The following is a 20,632-nucleotide window of genomic DNA, read 5'->3' on the forward strand; positions in this document are numbered from 1 at the left end:
GCAATGCATTAGACGGGGGAGCGTTGGGGGGCGAAGCATCCTTGTCGCTGTCACATTATTGTCATAGGGGCGAAACCCGATTGTAACCAACGGCGGCATGGCCCGCCCAAGAATAGGAAGGGACGAAAAATGCGCCAGATCGCGGTTCTTCCCTATCGTTTCGGTGGACCTGCGCAGGATGGACCGACCGAAGTGCTGCTGATTACCTCGCGCGAGACGAAGCGCTGGGTGATTCCCAAAGGCAACCCGCTAACCGGCATGACGCGCCACGCCGCCGCCGCGATCGAGGCGGAGGAAGAGGCCGGCGTGATCGGCGCCGTGTGCCCGACGCCGATCGGCAGCTATCAATATCGCAAACGCCGCGCTAACGGCGCGTCGGTGTTGCTCGACGTCGAGGTGTTTCCGCTCGCCGTCACCAGCGAACTTTCCGAATGGAAGGAAGAGGGTGAGCGCGACCGCCAGTGGTTTCCGTTCCACGCCGCCGCCGCGGCGGTCGAGGAACCCGATTTGCAGGCACTCATCCGTTCGTTCGGCGACAGCGGTTTTCGCGCCGTGGCGCGGACCGGCGGGGTGGTGCAGAATGTTGCCGAGAAGACAGGGGTGAGTTGGATGTTCGCATGGTTTCAGCGCTTGCTGCCGCGACAGGGCAATTTTTTCGAATTGTTCGAAAGCCACGCCGCGACGCTGGTTGCCGGGGCCAACGCGCTGTCGCGCCTGTTGCAGGGCGGGCCGGGGATGGCCGATCATATCCAGGAAATCGTCGAGCGCGAGCATGACGCCGACGCGATCACCCGCGAAGTGCTGCAGACTGTGCGCCGCACCTTCCTGACCCCCTTCGACCGCAGTGCGATCACTGACCTGATCGCGTCGATGGACGACGCGATCGACGAGATGCAGAAGACGGCGGGCGCGATTGATCTGTACGACGTGACCGAGATCGAACCCGAAATGCGTGACATCGCCGGCATCATCGTCGATGCCGCACGGCTGACCGCCGAGGCGCTGCCGCTGTTGCGCAACATCGGCGCCAACGGGCCGCGGCTGCACGAACTGACCGAACGGCTGGTGCGTATGGAGGGGCATGCCGACGAAATCCATGCAGCCGGGTTGAAGCGCCTGTTCCAGGAACATGGCGAGACGAACACGATTCAGTTCATCATCCGGCGCGAGCTGTTCAGCCACCTCGAACGCGTCGTCGACCGGTTCGAGGATGTCGCGAACGAGATCGACGGCCTGGTCATCGACCACGCATAAGCGAGGGCACGCGCCATGCATGAACTCGCATTTCCCCTGCTCGTCGGCCTCGTCATCCTGGCGCTGGCGTTCGATTTCCTCAACGGGCTGCACGATGCCGCGAACAGCATCGCGACCGTCGTCGCGACGCGGCTGCTCAAACCGGTACAGGCGGTGCTGTTCGCCGCTTTCTTCAACTTTGCCGCATACTTCCTGTCGGTCATCTTTCCCGAACTGCACAAGGTCGCCGAAACGATCGGCAAGGGGATCATCGACAAGGATCTGGTGACCCCTGCGGTGGTGTTCGGGGCGCTGGTCGGGGCGATGTTCTGGAACATCGTCACCTGGCTCAAGGGCATCCCGTCGTCGTCGAGCCACGCCCTCGTCGGCGGCATCGTCGGCGCGGGCGTCGCCCATGCCGGGTTCGAGGGGATCGAGTGGACCGGTCTGAACAAGACGGTGATCGCGATCTTCCTGTCGCCGATGCTCGGGATGCTGCTTGCGATGCTGGTGATGCTGCTCAGCAGCTGGGCGCTCCGCCGCGCCACCGCCAATTTCGCCGAAAGAACCTTTCGCCACCTCCATCTCTTCTCGTCGGCGGCCTATTCGATCAGCCACGGCCTCAACGACGCGCAAAAGACGATGGGGATCATCGCCGTTCTGCTTTATTCGACCGGATATTTGCAGGGCGAGTTCCATGTTCCGCATTGGGTGGCGTTCAGCTGCTACGTCGCGATCGCGCTTGGCACATTGTCGGGCGGGTGGAAGATCATCGAGACGATGGGCGGCCGCATCACCAAGCTGTCGCACCATCAGGGCTTTGCCGCGTCGACCGGCGGGTCGATCATGGTGTTCACTGCCAGCCTGCTGGGTATCCCGGTGTCGACGACGCACACGATCACCGGCAGCATCATCGGCGCCGGCGTCGCCCGCCGCGCTAGCGCAGTGCGCTGGGGCGTCGCAAGCAATGTCGTCGCGGCCTGGTTCATCACCATCCCGGCAAGCGCGATCGTCGCGGCCGCCTTCTATGGCCTCACGCGCCTGTTCTGAGCAGGGCGGGGTTGCGTTCGAATGAGAACGTAATAAGAACGATCCCTGCGATGAGATCGGGGAGAATTCATGATGGCTGGTGATTTCGATTTCCAGATCGGCAGCTGGCGCGTGTGGCACCGCCGGTTGAAGATGCGCCTTGCGGACTGCAACGAATGGGAAGAGTTCGACGGGACGTGCGACATGCGCCCGATATTGGGCGGCGATGGCAATATCGAAGACAATGTCCTGCACATCGCCAGCGGATCCTATCGGGCCGTCGCATTGCGATCCTTCGATCCCGTTCAGAAGAGCTGGGCGATCTGGTGGCTCGATGCGCGCAGCCCGCATAGTCTGGACGTTCCCGTCATCGGCAGGTTCGAGGATGGGGTCGGGCATTTCTATGCCGACGATAGGTTCGACGGCCAGCCGATCCGGCTGCGTTTCATCTGGAGCCGCACCAACAGTGCTTCGCCGCGCTGGGAGCAGGCGATGTCGGCCGATGACGGCGCGACATGGGAAGTGAACTGGACGATGGATTTCACTCGGGCGTAGCGGGTCATTTCGCCGGGCGATAGTCGATGCTGGCACCGCCGGTCATCTGCACCGGCAGGTAGAGGCCGTTGCCATAGGCCTTGATCTCGCCGATCGTGAAGCTGGCGACATTGGTGCGGATTACGAACGCCCCCTCGCGCCGCTGGCCGACGGCGCGGCGGATCTTGCCCTGGAGTTCGTCCAGGTCGCGGGTGAAATTCTGGGTCAGCGCGTCGGCGATCAGCGGCGCGAAGCCTTCGCTGCGACCGAGCAGGATCAGCAAGTCGCCAGCCACCCCGTCGCTGTCGCCGTTTATGACAAGGTCGGTGAAACGGACCTCGGCCGAGCCCGGCTCGTTGCTCGGGATCGCGGTCATCCAGATGCGACCGCGGGTCGGCGCGCCCTTGCGGCTCTGGAGCCGCGCCTCGACATCGACCCCGACCGCGATCCGCCCGCCGGACGCGCCATAGACGGTCGTCTTGCCGAACTTCACGTCCATCGGCCCAAGCTCGGGGAGGACGAAGGGCCGGGTCGACCGTTTCGCGAGCGCGCGGTCGATCACCGGCTGGAGCTGCGCATAGTCGGCGATGACGGGGACGCGCACGTCGAGGTGCGGCTTGGGCGCCTGTCGTACCAGTTTCGGCAGCGGCGTCGGGGCGGGATCGGCCGGGCGGTTCGCGACGAAGGTTTCGGTGATGCCCTCGATCCCGAGGTTGAGGTTGATGCGCTGGCCGTCGAGACGATAGCCGCCATACAGGATGCGCTGCGGTGTGACGCGCATCCACACGGGCGGATTCTGGTGGTTGAGTTCGAGCGTCGTGAAGCTTTGCCGCCAGACATCGGCGGCCTGTTTGCGGATGTCGATCTTCGCGATCTCGCGGTTCACGATGCCTTCGACGTCGCGCACGACGGGTTTCAGCTTGGCGTCGGCCTCGTCGGTGAAGGTGATGCGACGCCCAAGGAAATCGATGCCCGGGGCGCTGGTCCAGCCATAGGTGATCCGCGCTTTGCCGCGGGTGCGCCAGTCGGGGGATAGTTCGATGCGGACGCGGGCGTGCGCCATCGCGGCGCCGGTCGCAGTCTCGCCCTTCAACACGCCGCCGACGTCGCGCGCGCTGATCCGGGCGTGGATCGGGACATCGACGACGATCTCGTCGCCTTCGCCGCGCAGCCGCAGCGGGCCGCGCGTGACCTGGCCGACGATGGTGCAGGGGATGGCAGGGGTGACCTTGACGCGCTTGCCGAACACCTTGACCCGCTGCGGCGCCACGCATGCCTGTTCGCGCCGGTCGATCGTCCACAAGGTACGCGGTACCGGGCGTTCGAGTTCCTGCCGCAACGGTGCGATGCTGGCATTGATCGGGACTGCGATCAGCGACGTCTGCGACGGCGAAGGCGCCTTGTCGGTCGCGCGCGGCGGCGCCTCGGCTCCGCCATCGGCAGGGTTGCAGGCGGTGAGCGCGGCGGTCAGCAGCACCATGGCGGTTGCCAGTGGGATTAGTCGCATGTGGTGCCCCTGATGCGGTCTTTCCTGTTCATAACGGCGACCGAGTGATGCCGTTCCTTTGGGGAGCAGAGCGGGACGAAAGGGGTGGAAATCTGCCCAACTTCACACTGAAATTGCGTTTTGTGCGGATGCCGTGACTCGATTGCCTCGTCACCCCGGGATTGACCCGGGGCCTGCCTGTTTTTGCGAGGCCTATGCCGTCGGGCAAGGCGGACCCCGGGTCGAACCCGGGGTAGCAAGAAGGATTGCTTGCGCGCAAACGGTGGAAAACTGCGCAACTTTATACTGGAATCGTCCCGCGTGAGGTCGCGGAGCGGCGATGAGGCACAGCTTAAAGCGACAAAAGCTACGGACAGCCGACGGAAAAATGTCTCCTTTGTCGTCCTAGACGAAGCCGTGCGCAAAACTCGCGGGACAACCGGGCGACCCGGCGTGCTGCAACGTAAAAGAGAAACGAACACCGACATGGAGGAAGGCTATGATCGCCAGATAAATTAGGACAGCGATTTTTGCGGCAGGACGCAGCCCGCCTTCGTCAGCGGCTTTGCCGCCGCTACCTCACCCCGCAAGCGGAGAGAATTTATTGAGTGGCGACCACCCCAAACAGGTCATGCTCGTCGGCGTCTTCGACCGCGACATCGACGATATCGCCGGCCTTGAGGGTCGCCGCGACGTCGCGGAGGTAGACATGGCCGTCGATCTCGGGCGCGTCGGCCTGTGACCGCCCCGTCGCACCGATGCTGCCGTCTTCGTCGGCTTCGCCGACTTCGTCGATGATCACGGGCAGGGTGCGGCCGATCTTGGCTTCGAGCTTGGCGGCGCTGATCGCGGCGGTTTTTTCCATGATGCGCTGGTAGCGCTCTTCCTTGAGCTCTTCGGGCACCTGATCGTCGAGGGCATTAGCCTGCGCGCCCGCGACGGGTTCGAAGCGGAAGGCGCCGACGCGGTCGAGCTGGGCTTCGTCGAGCCAGTCGAGCAGATATTGGAAATCGGCCTCGGTCTCGCCGGGGAAGCCGACGACGAAGCTCGAGCGGATCGCGATGTCGGGGGCGATGCTGCGCCAGTTTTTCAGGCGTTCGAGCACTTTTGCTTCGTTCGCGGGGCGCTTCATGCGCTTCAGGACGCTCGGGCTCGCGTGCTGGAAGGGGATGTCGAGATAGGGCGTGAGCAGCGCCTCGGCCATCAGCGGGATGACCGCATCGACGTGCGGGTAAGGGTAGACATAGTGGAGGCGTACCCATGGGGCGCGGCCTTCGCTGGTCTGGAGTTGACCGAGTTCGCGCGCGAGGTCGGTCATATGGGCGCGGACTTCGCGGCCCTTCCACTGGCGCGGGTCGTGGCGGGTGTCGACGCCGTAAGCGGAGGTGTCCTGGCTGATCACCAGCAGTTCCTTGGTGCCCGCGGCGACGAGCTTTTCGGCTTCGCGGAGGACGGCGTCGATGCGGCGGCTGACCAGTTTGCCGCGTAGATCGGGGATGATGCAGAAGGAGCAGCTGTGGTTGCAGCCTTCGCTGATTTTCAGATAGCTGTAGTGGCGCGGGGTGAGCTTGAGACCGCCTTCGGGGACGAGGTCGACGAAGGGGCCTTGGGTCGGCGGCGCGGCTTCGTGGACGGCGTCGACGACCTGTTCATATTGATGCGCGCCGGTGACCGCGAGGACATTGGGGAAGCGCGCGCGGATGACGTCGGCCTCATTGCCCATGCAGCCGGTGACGATAACGCGGCCATTTTCGGCCATGGCTTCGCCGATCGCCTCGAGGCTTTCTTCCTTCGCCGAATCGAGGAAGCCGCAGGTGTTGACGAGGACGACGTCGGCGCCGGCATAGTCGGGCGACAGGCCGTAGCCATCGGCGCGCAGTTTCGTCAGAATCCGTTCGCTGTCGACGAGCGCTTTCGGACAGCCGAGCGAGACCATGCCGACCTTCGGCTGGGAGGGGAGGGTTTTGGTTGCCATGATTGGCGGCGCGCATAGTCGATTTTGCGTGGCTTGTCACGCGCGGCGCTTGGCGCCATGCCACGGGCTGGAATCGGCGATGCGAGGTGACAGATGGCGATAGGCGTGTTGGCGGCCGTTTCGGCGGCGATGGCAGTGGCAGCGGGCGCGTTCGGCGCGCATGGCGCGGCGGGGCCGCAGGAGGCCGAATGGCTGCGGACCGGCGGTATCTATCAGCTGGTTCACGCGGTTGCCGCGCTGGCGATCATGGGGGTCGCGCGCGGACCGGCGCTGACCCTGCTCGCGGGCGGGGCGATTTTTGGCGTGACGCTCTATGCGATGGCGTTGGGCGCGCCGAAATGGCTGGGCGCAGTGACGCCGATCGGCGGCACGCTGCTGATCATCGGCTGGCTGTGGGCGGGCTGGATTTACTGGCGGGGCTAGGGGCTGGACCCCAGGCAGCCTAGCCGCCCTAGCCGCCGGGAACGCTTGCCTCGCATTCTTCGCAGCGGATGACCTCGACGACCATGTCGCCGGCCTCGAGGCGCTGCGCCTCGGTTTCCCAGAAGCCATAGGGCTTGCCGCCGCGATAGATGCGCAAGCCGCGTCCCGCGCTTGCCAACTGGTCGATGCTGCGGCCGATTTCTTCGGCGCTGACCTGCCGTTCGCGGAGCTGAACGCGCCCGCCGATGCTGGCGAGGTCGGCCATATAGTCGGCGACATGCGCGCCCTGCGCCGATCCGGCGAGCAGCAGGCCGGTGAAACTGACCGGGTTGATGACATTGTTCGCGCCCGCCTGGCGTGCGAGCAGTTCATTGTCCTGCGCGCGGATGACGACGCTGATCGGCACCTGCGGCGACAGGTGGCGGACGGTGAGGACCATCAGGATCGAGGTGTCGTCGCGTCCGGCGGACACCAGCACCGCCTGCGCGCGCGCGATCTGGACGTCGATCAGCGTGTCGTCGTTCGACGCATCGCCCTGCAGCACGTTGCAGCCCATCGCTTCGGCCTGCTCGATCCGCGTCCCCGACTGGTCGATGACGACGATGCAGCCGGGGTCGGTGCCGCGCGCGATCAGTTCCTTGACCGCTTCGCTGCCGCTGACGCCGAAGCCCAGGACGACGATATGGTTGGTGAGCTTTGCCTGGATGCGGGCCATACGCCATTTTTCCCATGTGCGCTTGAGGACGAAATTATAGGCGGTGCCGACGAAGATGAAGAGCACCATGATGCGGATCGGGGTGACGATGACCGCCTCGATCAGGCGTGAGCGGTCGGAGACGGGGGCGATGTCGCCGAAGCCGGTCGTCGTCACCGATATCATCGTGAAATAGACCACGTCGAGGAAGCTGATATGGCCGTCGTGGCTGTCCTTCAGCCCCGCGCGATCGATCCAGTGGACGAGCACGACGATCCCGATCAGGAAGAAGGCGACGCTGAGCCGCGCGATGACGTCGGCCCAGATCGGCCATTTGCTCGCGCGCTTCAGCGGGCGGAAGATATGCTGCATCTGGAACTTGTCGGAGGATTTTTTGCTCATCGTGCGGGCAGTTGCTTGAGCGGATCGACTGGGATGCGGTTCTTGCGCAGCTGGAAATGGAGTTGCGGGGTCTGGACCTGACCCGTCGCGCCGGCGAGGCCGATGACGTCGCCCGCCTTCACCGACTGGCCGCGCCGGACGTCGAGTTGCTGGGCGTGGCCATAGGCGCTGACCCAGCCGCCGCCATGATCGATCAGGATCAGCCCGCCATAGACCGCGATCTGGTCGCCGGCATAGGAGACGACGCCGTTGGCAACAGCATGGATCGGGGTGCCGGCGGGGGTCGCGATATTGATCCCCTGATTGACCTTGCCGGGCGCGAGCGGACCGAATTTGGCGATGACCTTGCCGGGCACCGGCCAGACGAAGCGACCGGTGAAGGCGGCGGGGGTCGCGATGGCGGCGGTGACCGGCTTGCGCGGGGCGGCGCTGGCGGCGGCGGGGGCCTTGTTGGCGGCGAGCGCGGGCTGGCTGCCGGTCGCGATATCGTCGATGTCGAGGCTGAACGCTGCTGCGCGGGTCGCGACATCGACCTGTTTGGGGGTGAGCGGCCGGGCATCGGCGGGCAGGCGCAGCCGCTGTCCGACGCGCAATATATAGGGTTCGGCGAGCGCGTTGATCGTGACGATCTCGCCCCAGTCGGCGCCATAGGCGTGCGCGATGCCGATGCCGGTCTCGCCCGCCGCGACGCGGTGATAGAGGCCGGCGGGAATGCGCAGCCGCTGGCCGGGAACGAGCGTGTAGGGCGGCGCGAGGTCGTTCTCCATCGCGATCGCTTCGGAACCGGCGTGGGTCATCTCGCCGATCGCGCGCAGCGTGTCGCCGGGGCGGACGGTGTAGAGACTGGCGGGAACCTCGCGAGCTTTGGCCGCGACGGGTTGGAGAACCCAGGTCGGCTTGCTGTCACCGCCCGATACATCGTCATAGCCGAGCGGGTTGTCCGCGAGCGAAGGCGGCGCGGGCGTGGTGACAACCGGCGGGGCGGGGCGCTGCGGTGGCGCCGATGCCGGAATGCAGGCGGCGAGCGGCGCCGACAGCAGCAGTATAGCAAATATGCGATGGTGGTCCCCCATGCGCCTTCTTTGCCAAAGCCTTGGCGGATTGACCAGCGGCGAGATGATCTCGAGATCCTCCCCATGGGCTTTGCCACGAGGCGGATTATTGCGGCGGGGTATCCGACACCGTCATCGCCTGGGCGGGGAAGGGGGTGACGAGGGCGCCGGCGTCTTTCCAGTCGGCGGTGAGCCAGCGTTCCTGCGCTTCGGCGGGCAGGATCAGCGGCATCGCGCCGCTGTGATGGTGCGCGACCAGCGGGTTGGGGTCGGTCGTCAGCATCGCGAAGGTGGGGATTTCGTCGGCGAAGCGGATGATGCCTGCGATGGCGAAGATCGGCTGGCCCGCGACCGCGAACCAGTGCTGGCGCCGCGCGCCGTCCGGCCCCGACCAGAGCGCGAAGCTGGTCGCGGGGATCAGGCAGCGGAATTCGGTGTGGCGCAGCGTGCCGATCCAGAAGGGGCTGTCGAGGTTGCGCACGCTGGTGATCGGGTCGGTGCCGCGCGGTGGCGGCGGTACGCCCCAGAACATCGGCCCGACCCGGCGCATGCGCCATTTCGCGTCACGGGTGACGATCGGCGCGGGACGTCCGGGGGCGGCATAGCCGCCGGTCCACGGGTCCTTGCCCGCCTCGGCACCGAAACGCGCCGCGATGTCGGCGGCCGGGACGTCGAGGCGGTAGAGGCGGGTCATGGCTCATACGCCAATGCCCATTGGTTCCGTTCGTGTCGAGCGAAGTCGAGACACCCATAGGATCGCACGACTTCGGCGTGTCTTGACTTCGCTCGACACGAACGGGATTTGAGGGCGGCTTGCACCCTCAAAGCAATATTAGCTGTAAGCCGCCCGCAGCGCCGCCAGCGATGCGTCATGGGTCAGGTCGAGCTGGAGCGGGGTGACCGCGATATAGCCGTCGTCGATCGCTTCCAGATCGCTGTCGTGGCCAAGGCTGTGCTCGATACCGTGCAGCCCGAACCAGTAATAGCGATAGCCGCGCGGGTCGGTGCCCTCGACGATCGAGCCGCGGCCATAGTCGTGGAAGCCCTGGCGTGTGACGCGGATGCCCTTGACCGCGTCGGCGGGCAGGGCGGGGAAGTTGATGTTGATCATCGTGCGCGGCGCCATGTCCATGGCCAGCAGCGGGCGCAGCACCTTGGCGCCCCAGGCTTCGGCGGCGCCGAAGGGGACGGTGTCACCCATGCCCTCTTTGGCGTAAACCTGGCTGAGCGCGATCGAGCGGATGCCCGCGAGCGCGCCCTCGATCGCCGCCGAAACGGTGCCCGAATAGGTGACGTCGTCGCCGAGATTGGCGCCGCGGTTGACCCCCGAGAGGATCAGGTCGGGCTTTTCGGGCATCAGCTTGCCGATCGCCATCATCACCGAATCGGTCGGCGTGCCGGTGCACGACCAGCGGCGTTCGGCGTGCTGGCGGACACGCACCGGGCGCGACAGGGTGAGCGAGTGGCCGGCGCCGGACTGCTCTTCGGCGGGCGCGCAGACCCAGATATCGTCGCTGAGCTGGCGGGCGATCGCTTCGAGAACCGCGAAGCCGGGGGCGTGATAGCCGTCGTCGTTGGTGAGGAGGATGCGCACGGTTCTTCTTTCTGTTCTTTCGTCATGCCGGGCTTGACCCGGCACCCGCCTTTTTCGCTTTCAAGAAGGCGGGCCCCTGGTCAAGCCCGGGGTGACGTTGATTTAGCTTGCCGGTTCCAGCTTCGTGATCCCGCCCATGTAGGGAAGCAGCGCCTCCGGTATTGTGACACTGCCGTCGGCCTGCTGGTAATTTTCGAGGATCGCGACGAGCGTGCGGCCGACCGCTAGGCCCGAGCCGTTGAGCGTGTGGACAAACTCATTGCCCTTCGCGCCCTCGCGGCGGAAACGCGTGTTCATGCGCCGGGCCTGGAAATCACCGCAGTTCGAACAGCTCGAAATCTCGCGATAGGCGTTCTGGCCGGGCAGCCAGACCTCGAGGTCATAGGTCTTGCGCGCGGCGAAGCCCATGTCGCCGGCGCAGAGCAGCATCTTGCGATAGGGCAGGCCGAGCCCTTCGAGGATCAGTTCGGCGGCGCGCGTCTTGCGTTCCAGTTCGGCGTCGCTGTCCTCGGGGCGGACGATCGAGACCAGCTCGACCTTCCAGAATTGGTGCTGGCGGATATAGCCGCGCGTGTCGCGGCCCGCCGAGCCGGCCTCGGAGCGGAAGCAGGGGGTCAGCGCGGTCATGCGGATCGGGAGCGGCTCTTCGGGCAGAATCTCTTCGCGTACCGCGTTGGTGAGGCTCATTTCCGACGTCGAGATCAGCCAGCGGCCGTCGGTGGTCTGGAACAGATCCTCGCGGAATTTGGGGAGCTGGGTCGTGCCGAACGCCGCCTCGTCGCGCACCATCAGCGGGGTCGCGCATTCGGTGTAACCCTGCTCGATCGTCTGGCGGTCGATCATATATTGGCCGAGCGCGCGTTCGAGACGTGCCATCTGACCGCGGAGGAAGGCGAAGCGCGCGCCCGACATCTTCGCCGCCGTCTCGAAATCGAGGCCGAGCGCGGGGGCGAAATCGGCGTGTTCCTGCGGCGCGAAGTCGAAGCTGCGCGGGGTACCCCAGCGCGAGATTTCGACATTGCCGTCCTCGTCCTCGCCCTCGGGCACGTCGGCGGCGGGCAGGTTGGGGAGGGCGGCGAGCCTGTCCTGCAGCGCCGCGAGTTGCTCGCGCTCGGCGGTTTCCTGCGCCGGGAGCGCGGTTTTGAGGTCCGCGACCTCGGCCTTCAGCGCCTCGGCTCGGTCCTTGTCGCCCTGCGCCATCGCCTGGCCGATCAGCTTCGACGCTTCGTTGCGCCGTGCGAGCGCGCCTTGCATGTCGGTCTGCAGCGCGCGCAGCGATGCATCCATCGCCAGGATTTCGGCGGACAGGGGTTCGAGACCACGGCGGGCGAGGCCGGCGTCGAACGCTTGCGGGTTATCCCGGATCAGGCGGATATCGTGCATGGCCGCGCTATGACGGCGCGGCGCTAGTGGTGCAAGTCCGGTTTAGCGGTCGATAAGCGCCGCAAGCTGGCCGATCGCGGTGCCCCAGCCCTCCTGAAAGCCCATCTCGTCATGCTTGGCGCTGTCCTCGGGGGTCTTGTGGAGGACGCGCGCCGTGTAGAGCGTGCCGCCGTCCTGCGCCTCGAAGGTCAGGATCGCGGTGATCGCGAGCCAGGGTTCGGCGGGTTGCCAGCCTTCGGTGAGGACGGTGGTGAAGACGAGCCTTTTCTCGGGCACCGCCTCCAGAAAGCAGCCGTCGACGTGCGGCTGAAACGCGCCGTCGCCCTCGCGCATCCGGGTAACGAAACCGCCGCCGGGGCGCAGGTCGAGCGTGTCGACCCGGCATTCGATCGGTGCGGGAATCCACCATGCAGCGAGCTTGGTCGGGTCGCTCCAAGCGTCCCACACCGCCGACGGCGGTGCCTTGATCAGGCGCGAGATGGTCAGTTCGGTTTCGTTGCTCATGGGTTCTTCTCCTCGGGGATTTGCGATTCGACGAAGGCGGCGAGGCGGTCGGTGCGGCCCTGCCAGATGGCGCGCTGCTGCGAGAGCCAGCTTTCGGCTGCTGCGAGCCGGTCCTCGTTGATGTGGCAGGTCCGCACGCGGCCCCGTTTCTCGGACCGGATCAGTCCCGAGGTTTCGAGCACCGTCAGATGCTTGAGGAAGGCGGGAAGGCCCATCGCGAAGGGTTCGGCCAGCCGCTTCACGGGCGCCGCGCCTTTGAGCAGGCGGCTGATCACCGCGCGGCGAGTCGGATCGGCGAGGGCGTGGAAGACCGAGTCGAGGGGCGTTTGTTGGTTTACCATCTAGTGAACCATATGAAACAGTTTTCCATATGGCAAACTGTTTCTGCGGCGCCAAGAAAAAGGGCCACCCTTGCGGGCGGCCCTTGAAATGGTGGTCCGGATCGGACCTCCAGTGGATGGCTTATGCGGCGTCCTGTTCCTGGCCGTTGCTGTTCGCGGCCCGGCGGCGCGCGACGAGCGCGGCGGCGGCGGCGCCGAAGAGCAGGAGCATCGGCGGGGCCGGAACGGGGGTCGGGGTGCCCGACGAACCGCTGCTGGTACCGCCCGAGCTCGACGACGAGGAGGAGCTGGACGACGAACTGCTGCTCGACGAGGAGGATGAGGAACTGCTGCCGGTCGAACCGAAGCTGCTGCTGCCGCCGGTCGCGCCCGACGAGGTGGCCCCCGACGACGTGCTGCTGCTCGAGGACGAAGACGAAGAAGAGCTCGACGAGGACGAGCTGCTGCCGCCCGAACCACCCGAGCTGCCGTGCGACGAACCGCCCCAGCCCGAACTGCCGTGCGACGAGCCGCCTTTCGACGAATTGCCATGGGACGAACCGCCGTGTGACGACCCGCCGTGCGAGCTGCCGCCATGCGACGAGCCGCCCTTCGACGAGTTGCCGCCGCCCGACGACGAGGAACTCGACGACGAAGAGGAGGAGGACGAGCTCGACGACGAACTGCTGCTCGACGAGGAGGTCGAGACGTTGCCAGACGACGTGCTGACATTGCCCGACGAGGTCGAGACGCTGCCGGTCGAGGTCGACACGCTGCCGGTCGAGGTCGACACGCTGCCGGTCGAGGTCGACACGCTGCCCGTCGAGGTGCTCACACCGCCGGTTGAGGTCGAAACATCGACATTGCCCGTGGAGGTCGAGACGCTGCCGGTCGAGGTCGAAACGCCCGACGAGGTGCTCGACGAGGTGCTCACGCCGCCGGTCGTCGTCGAGGTGACGACGATGCTGCCGCTGCTACCGCCGCCGCTCGATCCGCCGAAGAAACCGCCAAAGAAGCCGCCGCCGAAGCCGCCGCCAAAGCCGCCGCCGACCACGGTGACACCGCCGCCACCGCCGCCGCCGCCTTCCCAGCCGCCGCGCTGCGGGAAGGGCGCATAGGGGATCGGGGGCAGGGGGATCGTCTGGGTGACGACCTGGGTCTGCGGAGTTACGGTGCGGATAACGCGCTTCGTCGTGACGACGCGGCGCACGCGCTTGACCGGCTTCTTCGCCGCATGGCGCTTGCGCACGACGGGTTTGCCGGCGCAGGGCGAACAGGACTTGGTCGTTTGCGCCCGTGCCGCCGGCACGTCGCTGATCTGCATCGCGCCGGTACCGATGATCGCACCGCCGCAGGTGCAGGCGCAGAGCTTTGCGAGGGCCATTCGGACAGACATAGGTTTCTCTCTCTTTTCCCGTTGCTTGGTGGGAAGGTGCCACACCCCGACACCCGCTTGCACCTGTTCTGGGGCCAAAAGGCCAAAGCTTTGTGAACGCCGCAATTGCGTTAACCGCGTTTGACTGTCCGACAGCGGGAAAAGGAAGGCGGAATCAACTCCCGTCAGACCCACTGTCCCAAAACGGAACGAAAGTTTGGGCGATTCCCCTGCTGTGGTTAACCCGAGTGCCAAAAACAGGCGTTCGGCGACCGCAATGGCGACCGATGAGAATCGCGTCGGCCGTGACGGCGGTTCAGCCTTGCTTCACCCTGCAAACGCCATCCACCGCTTCGACGCTTGTATCGCATCCAACGGCTGGTTATAGGCGCGCGCACTCCCCCGGTCCGCCATGCCCGGCGGTCCGCGAGACGAAAGGACGCAAGAGCCCGTCATGCCGACACAGACCGCCGACATTGGCGCCGACGCGCTCCGCGAAGCCAAATCCAACCTCGATACGGACTATGTCCCCCGCGACGACGAGCCGTTTATGAACGAACGGCAGCAGGATTATTTCCGCGGCCTTCTGGTCGCCTGGAAAAGGTCGATCCTGTCCGAATCCGAATCGACGCTTGCCCAGCTTCAGGACGGTCCGCTGCGCGAACCCGACCTGGCCGACCGCGCGTCGAGCGAAACCGACTGGGCGATCGAACTGCGAACCCGCGACCGCCAGCGCAAGCTCATCTCGAAGATCGACTCGGCGATCCGCCGCCTCGACGAGGGCGAATATGGCTATTGCGCGGTGACCGGCGAGCCGATCTCGCTCGCGCGGCTCCAGGCACGCCCGATCGCGACGATGACGCTCGAGGCGCAGGAACGCCACGAGCGCAACGAGCGGATCTCGCGCGAGGACTGACCGAAGACCGGCAGTGTCTGCCCCAGAGTGGGACGGACCCGCGAAATTTACGTTTCCGCAAGGGCTGCGCCCTAGATTCGCTATCCTGACTTTTAACGCGGGGAACGGGTCGCAATGGAATCGCGCGTGCCGACATCGATAGACGAAGAAGTGGCGGCGCTGTCGCGCAGCGCCGATCGGGACAGCCTGTTCATGCAGGCGAGGGTGGCGATGGCCGGAAAACCCGAACCGATTCTTGTCCGCGTTCGCAATCTGTCGGCGGGCGGCATGCTCGCCGAAAGCCCGATTTCGGTCGTGCAGGGTGCGGTGGTCGAGATCGAACTGCGCAATGTCGGACATGTGCCCGGGCGCATCGTATGGACCGGCGACAAGAAATTCGGGATCGCCTTCGACCGCGCGGTCAATCCGCAGGCGGTGCGCCGCGACGTGGCGCCGCAAAAGGAGGATGTGCCGCCGACGCTGGCCGGCCTTCGTTTGAATAAGGGCCGACCGCCGATCCGTCCGCGCTGACCCGTTCCGCGTTCGGAAGGCGCAGCGGGCGATCAGCGGCCGAACCTGGCGCGATCGTCAGCCGTTCGCGAACAGCTCTTCCTTGATTTTCAGCTTCTGCTTTTTCATCTGCGCCAGCAGGCCCACATCGGGGGCCGGTCGCCGTTCTTCATTCGCAATTTTCGCATCGAGGTCCGCGTGGCGGGACTTCAGGGCGGAAAGGTGCGACATGTTCATCGGCCAGTCTCCTTCATTTTTCGACTCGGTTGGCAGGACCGAATAAAACATGGATCACAGAGTTTGTCGCGCCGTTAACGCGGCGATTCGGTCAGCCGGTCCCCGTTGCGGATAGATTGTGATCGTGGCAGGAAGCGGCGCGTGAACCCCGACGAGATCAGCCAGCGCCTCGAACTTCTTCGTATCGAGCATCGTGACCTCGATGCGGCGATCGCCGCGCTCGGCGTGACGGTGGTTCCCGACCAGTTGCAACTGGCTCGACTCAAAAAGAAAAAGTTGCGGCTGCGCGACGAGATCGCGTGGTGCGAGGACCAGTTGATCCCCGACATCATCGCCTGACCCGCGGCGTCATCCGACTCAAAATGGGACGGGCTTTCGAAATATTGGTTAGCGCCGTTGCAGGCATGGCGCCGGCCGTGGCATTTCCCGCCGCATGAACAGGGTCGTTTCAGAATTGGCGACGATCGGCCTGCCCGTGCGGCGTGCCCAGGTCGAGAATCTCTATGTCGAGGCGATGGTGCTGGCCGACGAAGCGCACACCGCCTTCGCCGCTGCGCGTGACCTGGGGGTGGTCGGCGTCGGGGGCACGCGTGACAGCCTGCTTCAGATCGGGCTTGCCTGTGAATCGCTCAAGACGACAACACGGCTGATGCACATCATCGCCTGGCTGCTCCATCGCCGCGCGATGATCGGCGGCGATCCCGGAGCCGGGCCGAACGACAGCGCGGCGCGCATCGGCGAACCCGTGGTCGCCGACTGGGATATCTGCGTCCGGTTCGACGACCCCGTCCGCCGGATCATCGCCGCGAGCGAGCGCCTGTTCGAACGCATTGCGGCGATCGAGGCCGGATGGGACGCGCCGGTCGCCGCGCCGCCGGTGCAGGCGATGCTGGCGCGGCTGGAGGCGCGGCTTTGAGCTTTGGCTGATTGGCGGCGGCTTTGGGGTGGGGAGTGGACTTAGGGGCGAACGGTAAACTCTGGCAATCCTAAGTGTGCCTTCGCCGCTGTAAACTCCCGCTCATCGAGTGGCCCGACAATCCGTTCAGGGTTCTTGCCCCAACCGCTCGTTTCCTCAGGAACCCGTTCAAAATAGTAGTAGCTCGTGGGACCTTCGCCATCCGAACTCGGAGTTTGAGCCACCACGATGTATCGTTTGTTGGCCCCTGCCTCCGCGACGAATGGACCAGGAAGTCCGTCGATGGCGCACCCAACGCCAGGCTCATTCGGGCAGCGGAAGAGAGCGACGTCCTGGGGATGTTCAATGAACATCAGATAGAATGGATGATCCACCTCTATCGCGCGGCGTCCGCATCCGGCTGTGGCAAGCGCGATGACAATCAGAAATAGCGGGTTCATCTTCATGCAAAGACATTCGCACCAGCTGTTGATGTCCGCAACCGGCCGTTAGCCGTCAGCCGGCCAGCCACTCGATCCATGCGCCATGGGCGTGCGCGCGGCCGAGCATCTTTGGTGCGCCATCGCCCGGCCAGTGGCGCACCACCAGTTCGTGATGGTGCACGGTGCGGTTCGCTTCGAGCGCGATCCAGGCGAGCGGGCGGTCCGCGGTGGCGCGGGCGCCGGCGGCTTCCATCGCGGCGGTGACGCGCGCCTGCTGGTCGGCGGGGACATATTGCCAGACGATCGAATGCATCAGGACGCGCGTCGTGCCCGCGGCCTGCGGTTTCGCAAGTTCGGCCTCGACAAAATCGGCGGCATTGCTGTGGACGATGTCGGGTTTCTGCGCGGTCGCGGCGACGATCGCGGCCTCCATGCGTGCGAAGCGGATATGATGCTCGGGCCAGATATAGGCTTTCAGACGCAGCGCCTGCGCCGGGTCGGTGAGGTCGACGGGGGCGACGTCGCAGCCTCTGGTGCCCAGGATTTCGATCTTGTGCTGTGGCGGATGGCGCCCACGCCATTCGGGGGTGAAGGCCATCGCGCCGGGCAAAGGCCCGACCTGCACGCCCGCGAGATCATAATGATAGCGCGCGAGCATCAGGTTGATCCCGGCGCTCGACCCGATTTCGAGGCACTGGAAATGCGGCGGCAGGCCTTGTTCGGTTAGCCAGAGCATCGCGGCGATGAAGTTCGACGAGCGCCCCGCCTCGTTGGTCTGCGGCGGGCCGTCGAGCCAGGGGAGGAGCGCCGCTTCGTGCCGCTGCACCGTGCCCGCGACGATCGCGGCGTCGTTGATCCCCTCAGCATCGGCGTAGATGGGGGCGAGTTCGTGCGCGATCCCCGCGAGGTGCAGCGCATGCAGCCCGCCCGCGGCGCGCAGGGGCAGGGCATCGGCGAGCGGCGGACCTTGCCATTCGGCGATCCGCCGCGCGAATTTGGTCGCGGGCGTGTCGAGCAGGGTCGCGATCGCGGCGACGATGCGCGCGGTCACCGGCGCGTCGTTGGCCCGGCAATAAAGCACCTGATTGGCGAAGGCGCCGCGTACCGCGTCGGCGCCGGTGTCGCCGAGTTCCATCGGCTGGGGTCGCTCGCTCATTGCCCTTTCTCCCGGGCCCGCTTATGGGCTGGCGCGCTTATGCCCGAACCCATCATCTTTGCCATCCCGAAAGGGCGGATTCTCGACGAGGCGTTGCCGTTGCTGGCCAAGGTCGGCATCGAACCTGCTGCGGACTTCTTCGATCCGAAGAGCCGCGCGCTGGTGTTCGCGACCAACCAGCCGCATGTTTCGCTGATCCGGGTGCGCGCCTTCGACGTCGCGACCTTCGTCGCGCATGGCGCGGCGCAGCTCGGTATCGTCGGCTCGGACGTGATCGACGAGTTCGATTACAGCGAGCTTTACGCGCCGGTCGACCTGGGCATCGGCCATTGCCGCCTGTCGCTTGCCGGGCCGGCGGACAGCGCGCCGCCGGGACTGGGGTCGAGCCATATCCGCGTCGCGACCAAATATCCCGCGACGACGCGCCGCTGGTTCGCCGCGCAGGGCATCCAGGCCGAATGCATCAAGCTTAACGGTGCGATGGAGATCGCGCCGAAGCTGGGACTGGCGTCGCACATCGTCGATCTGGTTTCGACCGGACGGACTTTGGTCGAGAACGCGCTCGCCGAGCAGACGATCATCAGCGAGGTGTCGGCGCGGCTGATCGTCAACCGCGCCGCGTTCAAGCTGCGCTCGGCCGAGGTGCCGGCGCTGGTCGAACGCTTTCGCCAGGCGGTGGGCGATGCGGCGGCTTGATGCCTCCGAACCCGGTTTCGCGGCCGCGTTCGATGCGCTCGTCAACGATCGGCGCGAAAGCACATCCGACGTGTCGGCCGACGTCGCGGCGATCATCGCGCGGGTGAAGGCCGAGGGCGATTCCGCGCTCGCCGATTATACCGCGAAGTTCGACCGCTTCGATCTCGACGCGAGCGGGTGGAGCATTTCGAAAGCGGAATGCGCAGCGGCTTACGACGCGCTCGGACCCGAACTGCGCGATGCGTTGAATCTCGCGGCCGACCGCATCCGCGCCTATCATGCTGCGCAGTTGCCCGAAGACCGCGACTATCGCGACGCGGCGGGTGCGCGGCTCGGCGCGCGCTGGAACGCCGTCGATGCGGCGGGGGTCTATGTTCCCGGCGGACGCGCTGCCTATCCCTCGTCGGTGCTGATGAACATCATTCCCGCGAAGGTCGCCGGGGTCGGGCGGATCGTGATGATGACCCCGACCCCGGGCGGCGAGGTCAATCCGGTGGTGATGGCCGCGGCACATATCGGCGGGGTCGACGAAATCTGGCGGATCGGCGGCGCGCAGGCGGTCGCGGCTCTCGCTTATGGCACCGACAGGATCGCGCCGGTCGACGTCGTTACCGGTCCCGGCAATGCCTGGGTCGCCGAGGCGAAGCGGCAGGTTTACGGGGTCGTCGGCATCGATATGGTCGCGGGGCCGAGCGAGATCGTCGTCGTCGCCGACAATCGGAATGCACCGCATGTGATCGCCGCCGACCTTCTGAGCCAGGCCGAACACGATCCGACGAGCCAGTCGATCCTGTTCACCGACGATGCCGCGTTCGGCGAGGCGGTGGCGGCGGCGGTCGCCGAGGTCATTCCGACGCTGGCAACCGCGCGCACGATGGAAGCGAGCTGGGCCGACAATGGCGCGGTCATCGTCGTGTCGACCCTCGCCGAGGCAATCCCGCTCTGCGATCGACTGGCGCCCGAACATCTCGAACTCGCGGTCGATGCCGATGTTGCCGACGCGCTGTTCGCCAAGGTCCGCCACGCGGGCTCGGTCTTCCTCGGTCGTCATACCCCCGAAGCGATCGGCGATTATGTCGCGGGTCCCAACCACGTCCTGCCCACCGGACGCCGCGCGCGCTTTTCGAGCGGGCTGTCGGTCGGCGACTTCATGAAGCGCACCAGCTTCCTCGCGCTGGACGAATCGGCGCTGGCTGCTATTGGCCCCGCTGCCGTTGCGCTCGCGGGCGCCGAGGGGCTGCCCGCCCACGCGCTCAGCGTCCAGAACAGATTGAATTGACCTCGCTATGAACAAACGCGCCCAATCCCGCTCCGCCGCCCGGCTCGCCGCCGTCCAGGCGCTCTATCAGCACGAGATGGAGGCGACCCCGGTCGCCCGGCTGATCCATGAATTCCATCAGCACCGGATCGGCGCGACGATCGAGGATGCCGAATATGCCGACGCCGACCTCGCCTTCTTCGACGATGTGGTGAAGGGCGCGCTGGCGCGGCTCCCCGAAATCGACGCGGCGATCGTCGCGCGGCTGGCCAGCGGCTGGTCGATGGAGCGGCTCGACCGCACGATGAAGGCGATCCTGCGCGCGGGCACCTATGAACTGTTCGCGCGCGGCGATGTGCCGGTCGGCGCGGTGGTCAGCGAATATGTCGACGTCGCGAAGGCGTTTTTCGATGCGCGCGAGGCCGGGTTCGCCAACGGGCTACTCGATGCGATCGGCAAGGATGCGCGCAAGCCTTCCTAAAAATTCCCGTTCGTGTCGAGCGAAGTCGAGACACGTGAAGCCTAGCGCGTCCCAAGC

The 20,632-nt window shown here is 66.0% G+C and carries 24 protein-coding genes; 12 read left to right on the forward strand and 12 right to left on the reverse strand.

All coding sequences use genetic code 11. From position 1 onward, the window contains the following. The first annotated feature begins 129 nt into the window (after nucleotides 1-129). The 3 genes from ASD67_RS15370 (at nucleotide 130) to ASD67_RS15380 (ending at nucleotide 2,817) form a co-directional block, all read left to right on the forward strand. Entirely contained in the window at nucleotides 130-1,254 is a 1,125-nt protein-coding gene (locus ASD67_RS15370) for a DUF47 family protein (RefSeq protein ID WP_162248596.1), read from the forward strand. A 15-nt stretch (nucleotides 1,255-1,269) separates the two neighbouring features. Continuing rightward, nucleotides 1,270-2,283 (forward strand): inorganic phosphate transporter, encoded by a 1,014-nt coding sequence (locus ASD67_RS15375; RefSeq protein ID WP_056349051.1) that lies wholly within the window; start codon nucleotides 1,270-1,272, stop codon nucleotides 2,281-2,283. A gap of 72 nt (nucleotides 2,284-2,355) precedes the next feature. Beyond that, nucleotides 2,356-2,817, forward strand: a complete 462-nt coding sequence (locus tag ASD67_RS15380) for a DUF1579 domain-containing protein (RefSeq protein WP_200938043.1) — start codon at nucleotides 2,356-2,358, stop codon at nucleotides 2,815-2,817. Between the two features lie 4 nt (nucleotides 2,818-2,821). Here the strand turns inward: ASD67_RS15380 and ASD67_RS15385 are convergent, their stop codons facing one another. Then, the gene (locus ASD67_RS15385) at nucleotides 2,822-4,303 is read right to left on the reverse strand and encodes a DUF4403 family protein (protein WP_056349057.1); all 1,482 of its coding nucleotides are present in this window, start codon (nucleotides 4,301-4,303) and stop codon (nucleotides 2,822-2,824) included. A 580-nt stretch (nucleotides 4,304-4,883) separates the two neighbouring features. Then, on the reverse strand, nucleotides 4,884-6,257 hold the full coding sequence (rimO, locus tag ASD67_RS15390; protein ID WP_056349060.1) for a 30S ribosomal protein S12 methylthiotransferase RimO: 1,374 nt from the start codon (nucleotides 6,255-6,257) through the stop codon (nucleotides 4,884-4,886). Between the two features lie 93 nt (nucleotides 6,258-6,350). Between rimO and ASD67_RS15395 the strand changes: the two genes are divergently transcribed. Continuing rightward, nucleotides 6,351-6,680 (forward strand): DUF423 domain-containing protein, encoded by a 330-nt coding sequence (locus tag ASD67_RS15395; protein ID WP_056349062.1) that lies wholly within the window; start codon nucleotides 6,351-6,353, stop codon nucleotides 6,678-6,680. 28 nt (nucleotides 6,681-6,708) lie between these two features. On the opposite strand, the gene ASD67_RS15400 is transcribed toward ASD67_RS15395, so the two are convergent. The 7 genes from ASD67_RS15400 to ASD67_RS15430 all read right to left on the reverse strand — a co-directional run bounded on the left by ASD67_RS15400 (nucleotide 6,709) and on the right by ASD67_RS15430 (nucleotide 12,650). After that, the gene (locus ASD67_RS15400) at nucleotides 6,709-7,776 is read right to left on the reverse strand and encodes a potassium channel family protein (RefSeq protein ID WP_056349066.1); all 1,068 of its coding nucleotides are present in this window, start codon (nucleotides 7,774-7,776) and stop codon (nucleotides 6,709-6,711) included. Beyond that, the gene (locus ASD67_RS15405; protein ID WP_056349069.1) at nucleotides 7,773-8,849 is read right to left on the reverse strand and encodes a M23 family metallopeptidase; all 1,077 of its coding nucleotides are present in this window, start codon (nucleotides 8,847-8,849) and stop codon (nucleotides 7,773-7,775) included. The genes ASD67_RS15400 and ASD67_RS15405 overlap by 4 nt, the downstream gene beginning before the upstream one ends. Before the next feature lie 85 nt (nucleotides 8,850-8,934). Continuing rightward, nucleotides 8,935-9,522, reverse strand: coding sequence for an SOS response-associated peptidase family protein (locus ASD67_RS15410; protein WP_056349073.1), 588 nt, complete (start codon nucleotides 9,520-9,522; stop codon nucleotides 8,935-8,937). A 138-nt stretch (nucleotides 9,523-9,660) separates the two neighbouring features. Continuing rightward, complete coding sequence (surE, locus tag ASD67_RS15415; protein WP_056349076.1) at nucleotides 9,661-10,422, reverse strand: 5'/3'-nucleotidase SurE; 762 nt, start codon at nucleotides 10,420-10,422, stop codon at nucleotides 9,661-9,663. Nucleotides 10,423-10,524: 102 nt separating this feature from the next. Continuing rightward, nucleotides 10,525-11,805: a serine--tRNA ligase gene (gene serS, locus ASD67_RS15420; RefSeq protein WP_056349079.1), complete on the reverse strand. Its 1,281-nt coding sequence runs from the start codon at nucleotides 11,803-11,805 to the stop codon at nucleotides 10,525-10,527. Between the two features lie 42 nt (nucleotides 11,806-11,847). Further along, nucleotides 11,848-12,309 (reverse strand): SRPBCC family protein, encoded by a 462-nt coding sequence (locus tag ASD67_RS15425; protein WP_056349082.1) that lies wholly within the window; start codon nucleotides 12,307-12,309, stop codon nucleotides 11,848-11,850. Next, entirely contained in the window at nucleotides 12,306-12,650 is a 345-nt protein-coding gene (locus ASD67_RS15430; protein WP_056349085.1) for an ArsR/SmtB family transcription factor, read from the reverse strand. Before ASD67_RS15430 ends, ASD67_RS15425 begins: the two co-directional genes overlap by 4 nt. A gap of 83 nt (nucleotides 12,651-12,733) precedes the next feature. Here ASD67_RS15430 and ASD67_RS23730 point away from each other — a divergent pair, with 83 nt between their 5' ends. The 3 genes from ASD67_RS23730 (at nucleotide 12,734) to ASD67_RS15445 (ending at nucleotide 15,430) form a co-directional block, all read left to right on the forward strand. Then, nucleotides 12,734-13,747 (forward strand): hypothetical protein, encoded by a 1,014-nt coding sequence (locus ASD67_RS23730; protein WP_235535697.1) that lies wholly within the window; start codon nucleotides 12,734-12,736, stop codon nucleotides 13,745-13,747. Nucleotides 13,748-14,458: 711 nt separating this feature from the next. After that, nucleotides 14,459-14,920: an RNA polymerase-binding protein DksA gene (gene dksA, locus ASD67_RS15440; RefSeq protein WP_056349089.1), complete on the forward strand. Its 462-nt coding sequence runs from the start codon at nucleotides 14,459-14,461 to the stop codon at nucleotides 14,918-14,920. A 126-nt stretch (nucleotides 14,921-15,046) separates the two neighbouring features. Beyond that, nucleotides 15,047-15,430, forward strand: a complete 384-nt coding sequence (locus ASD67_RS15445) for a PilZ domain-containing protein (protein ID WP_235535698.1) — start codon at nucleotides 15,047-15,049, stop codon at nucleotides 15,428-15,430. 57 nt (nucleotides 15,431-15,487) lie between these two features. Here the strand turns inward: ASD67_RS15445 and ASD67_RS15450 are convergent, their stop codons facing one another. Further along, nucleotides 15,488-15,646: a YdcH family protein gene (locus tag ASD67_RS15450; RefSeq protein WP_082545256.1), complete on the reverse strand. Its 159-nt coding sequence runs from the start codon at nucleotides 15,644-15,646 to the stop codon at nucleotides 15,488-15,490. A gap of 141 nt (nucleotides 15,647-15,787) precedes the next feature. Here ASD67_RS15450 and ASD67_RS15455 point away from each other — a divergent pair, with 141 nt between their 5' ends. Together ASD67_RS15455 and ASD67_RS15460 are read left to right on the forward strand one after the other, a co-directional pair. Continuing rightward, nucleotides 15,788-15,985 (forward strand): YdcH family protein, encoded by a 198-nt coding sequence (locus tag ASD67_RS15455; RefSeq protein WP_056349099.1) that lies wholly within the window; start codon nucleotides 15,788-15,790, stop codon nucleotides 15,983-15,985. A gap of 94 nt (nucleotides 15,986-16,079) precedes the next feature. Continuing rightward, entirely contained in the window at nucleotides 16,080-16,562 is a 483-nt protein-coding gene (locus tag ASD67_RS15460) for a DUF1465 family protein (protein WP_235535699.1), read from the forward strand. A gap of 41 nt (nucleotides 16,563-16,603) precedes the next feature. Here ASD67_RS15460 and ASD67_RS23145 read toward each other — a convergent pair whose 3' ends face one another. Continuing rightward, complete coding sequence (locus tag ASD67_RS23145; protein WP_156377738.1) at nucleotides 16,604-17,008, reverse strand: hypothetical protein; 405 nt, start codon at nucleotides 17,006-17,008, stop codon at nucleotides 16,604-16,606. Nucleotides 17,009-17,057: 49 nt separating this feature from the next. Continuing rightward, nucleotides 17,058-18,140, reverse strand: a complete 1,083-nt coding sequence (locus ASD67_RS15465) for a DUF2332 domain-containing protein (protein WP_056349102.1) — start codon at nucleotides 18,138-18,140, stop codon at nucleotides 17,058-17,060. Between the two features lie 39 nt (nucleotides 18,141-18,179). On the opposite strand from ASD67_RS15465, the gene hisG reads away from it, so the two are divergent. Genes hisG through nusB form a run of 3 tightly spaced genes read left to right on the forward strand, consistent with a single transcriptional unit; the run spans nucleotide 18,180 to nucleotide 20,575 of the window. Next, nucleotides 18,180-18,836: an ATP phosphoribosyltransferase gene (gene hisG / locus ASD67_RS15470; protein ID WP_056349105.1), complete on the forward strand. Its 657-nt coding sequence runs from the start codon at nucleotides 18,180-18,182 to the stop codon at nucleotides 18,834-18,836. Next, a complete protein-coding gene (gene hisD, locus ASD67_RS15475; RefSeq protein WP_056349108.1) occupies nucleotides 18,823-20,115 on the forward strand; it encodes a histidinol dehydrogenase in 1,293 nt (430 codons plus the stop codon). Before hisG ends, hisD begins: the two co-directional genes overlap by 14 nt. Nucleotides 20,116-20,122: 7 nt before the next feature. Continuing rightward, entirely contained in the window at nucleotides 20,123-20,575 is a 453-nt protein-coding gene (gene nusB, locus ASD67_RS15480) for a transcription antitermination factor NusB (RefSeq protein ID WP_056349111.1), read from the forward strand. The last annotated feature ends 57 nt before the right edge of the window (nucleotides 20,576-20,632 follow it).

The organism is Sphingopyxis sp. Root1497, from assembly GCF_001427085.1.
Taxonomy (GTDB): Bacteria; Pseudomonadota; Alphaproteobacteria; order Sphingomonadales; family Sphingomonadaceae; genus Sphingopyxis.